3 protein-coding genes are annotated in these 2,626 nt (G+C 70.0%); 1 reads left to right on the top strand and 2 read right to left on the bottom strand.

The window, feature by feature from the left end:
* Positions 1-209: 209 nt before the first annotated feature.
* Together VJN29_RS13085 and VJN29_RS13080 are read right to left on the bottom strand one after the other, a co-directional pair.
* Entirely contained in the window at positions 210-434 is a 225-nt protein-coding gene (locus VJN29_RS13085) for an RNA-binding S4 domain-containing protein (protein ID WP_324144070.1), read from the bottom strand.
* A 152-nt stretch (positions 435-586) separates the two neighbouring features.
* On the bottom strand, positions 587-877 hold the full coding sequence (locus VJN29_RS13080; RefSeq protein WP_324144069.1) for a WhiB family transcriptional regulator: 291 nt from the start codon (positions 875-877) through the stop codon (positions 587-589).
* Between the two features lie 256 nt (positions 878-1,133).
* Between VJN29_RS13080 and guaB the strand changes: the two genes are divergently transcribed.
* Positions 1,134-2,626, top strand: a 1,493-nt coding sequence (gene guaB, locus VJN29_RS13075) for an IMP dehydrogenase (protein WP_324144068.1), incomplete at its 3' end; no start/stop codon positions are given.

Here is a 2,626-nt window from a genome sequence, read left to right as displayed (position 1 = left end):
CTCCCAAGCGTTCCAACAGCAGCTGCGCTGTGAGCCCCCGGATGTCAGCGGCGATGCCAGGTGGCTGTCCCTGTCGCCGGCCGCAGAGCAGGTCATCCGGTCCTTCCTCGACGAGGCTCAACCGCCGTCGTGAGGTGCCCTCCGGCTCCCTGCACAGCGAGGCACGTACACGGGGCACCGCAGAAGCGGGCCAGGTCGGAACCATGCGCTCAGGCTCGTGTGACGACATCCACGTTCTGGCCCTCGAACGTCACCCTGTCACCGGGGCGTACCTGGGCGCCCCGGCGCGTCTCGATCTCGCCGTTCACGGCGACCAGCCCACGCTCGATGGCCTCGCGCGCTGCCCCACCGTCGTCGACCAGGCCCGCGAGCTTGATCAGCTGGCCCAGCCGGATCGACTGGTCACGGATGGCGACCTCCAAGGGGGTGCTCACCCGGGTCAGGCTAGTGCGGGCGCTGCGCCCCTCGCGCGCAGTGCGTCCCGTCCGTGGTGACCTCGTTGTCACCGACGGACGGGCCGCCCTGCCGGCCCTCGCTCCCCACCGGAGTTGGTGGCGGCGACCCGTCCGGACGGGCCGCCGCACGATCATGACGCGATGTGGCGCTCGCGTGTGTAGTAGGACTCCCGCTCGTCCTCGGTGAGGCCCCCCCAGACCCCGTACGGCTCGCGAACCGTGAGCGCGTGGGTCCGGCACTGCTGGAGCACCGGGCAGCTCACGCACACTTCCTTGGCCGCGCTCGCTCGGGTGCGTCGCTTGCTTCCGCGCTCGCCCTCCGGGTGGAAGAACACCTCCGGGCCCACCCTCCGGCAGGCGCCGTCGAGCTGCCAGTCCCACAGATCGGCCACGGGACCCGGCAGTCGGGTGATCTCGGCCATGCGTACCTCCGCGTGCTGGGTGCCGCTCAGTGAGGGGCTCGGTCATCACGCTAGGAGGGCATTGGTACACGGTGGGCAAGCGTTTGGTAAGGACTTGGTCAAGGCCTGTGTCGACGGGACTTCGGCCATCTGACCTCGGAATTTGCCCGCTTGCGGAATCCGTGCCATCGCGCACTCACTGCGTCCCGAATGGCTCGCCGACACGGTGTTCGGCGTCGTGTCCGGCTTGTCGAACCGCACCCCGTAGAATCGGGCAATGAGCCTCGGACTCGACGAGACCAGCACCTCGGCGGAGCGCCACCTCGGCACGGGTGACCCGCTCGCCCCGTCGAGCGCTCCATCACCCGTCGTGTCCGCGGCGTCGGCAGAGCCCGCTGCGCCATCGCCCTTCGCCGAGCTCGGTCTCACCTACGACGACGTGCTGCTGCAACCGGGGGAGACCGACGTCATCCCGAGCGACGTCGACACCACGACCCGGCTCACCCGCGGAATCTCGATCCGGGTGCCGCTCATCTCGGCCGCGATGGACACGGTGACCGAGGCCCGGATGGCCATCGCCATGGCGCGCCACGGTGGCATCGGTATCCTCCACCGCAACCTCTCGATCCACGACCAGGCGTACCAGGTCGACCTCGTCAAGCGGACCCAGACCGGGATGATCTCCAACCCGGTGACCATCGGCCCGGACGCGACCCTCGAGGACCTCGACGAGCGGTGTGGCCGCTACCGCGTCTCCGGACTTCCCGTCGTGGACGAGGGCGACCACCTCCTCGGCATCGTCACCAACCGCGACCTGCGCTTCACCCCTGTCGCGGACTGGGCCCACACCCTCGTGCGCGATGTCATGACGCCCATGCCGCTCATCACCGGCCAGGTCGGCATCGGTCACGACGAGGCGACACTGCTCCTGCGCCAACACAAGCGCGAGCGCCTCCCGATCGTCGACGACGAGGGCCGGCTGCGAGGCCTCATCACGGTGAAGGACTTCGTGAAGTCCGAGCAGTTCCCCCAGGCCAGCAAGGACGGCGACGGCCGCCTGCTCGTCGGTGCCGCGGTGGGCTACTTCGGCGAGGCCTGGGAGCGCGCGACGACGCTCGTCGAGGCGGGTGTCGACGTGCTCGTCGTCGACACCGCGCACGGCCACGCCCGTCTCCTCCTCGAGATGGTGGAGCGGGTCAAGAAGGACCCGGCGACGCGTCACGTCCAGGTCATCGGCGGCAACGTCGCCACACGGGCCGGTGCCCAGGCTCTCGTCGACGCAGGTGTCGACGCCGTCAAGGTGGGCGTGGGGCCCGGCTCCATCTGCACCACCCGGGTGGTGGCGGGCGTGGGGGTCCCACAGGTCACCGCCATCCACCAGGCCTCACTGGCCTGCGGCCCGGCGGGGGTGCCGCTCATCGGCGACGGCGGCCTCCAGTACTCCGGGGACATCGCCAAGGCGCTCGTCGCTGGAGCGGACACCGTCATGGTGGGCTCGCTGCTCGCCGGCTGTGAGGAGTCGCCCGGCGAGCTCGTGTTCATCAACGGCAAGCAGTTCAAGGCGTACCGAGGCATGGGATCTCTCGGCGCCATGTCGTCGCGGGGCAAGAAGTCCTACTCCCGGGACCGGTACTTCCAGGCCGAGGTCACCTCCGACGACAAGATCGTCCCGGAGGGGATCGAGGGCCAGGTCGCCTACCGGGGGCCGGTCGGTGCGGTCGCCCACCAGCTCATCGGCGGCCTCCACCAGTCGATGTTCTACGTCGGGGC

The sequence above is a fragment of the Intrasporangium sp. genome (assembly GCF_035280925.1).
Classification (GTDB): Bacteria; Actinomycetota; Actinomycetes; order Actinomycetales; family Dermatophilaceae; genus Intrasporangium.
The sequence above is the reverse complement of the archived record's forward strand: the minus strand, read 5'-3'. Positions and strand labels throughout refer to the sequence as shown.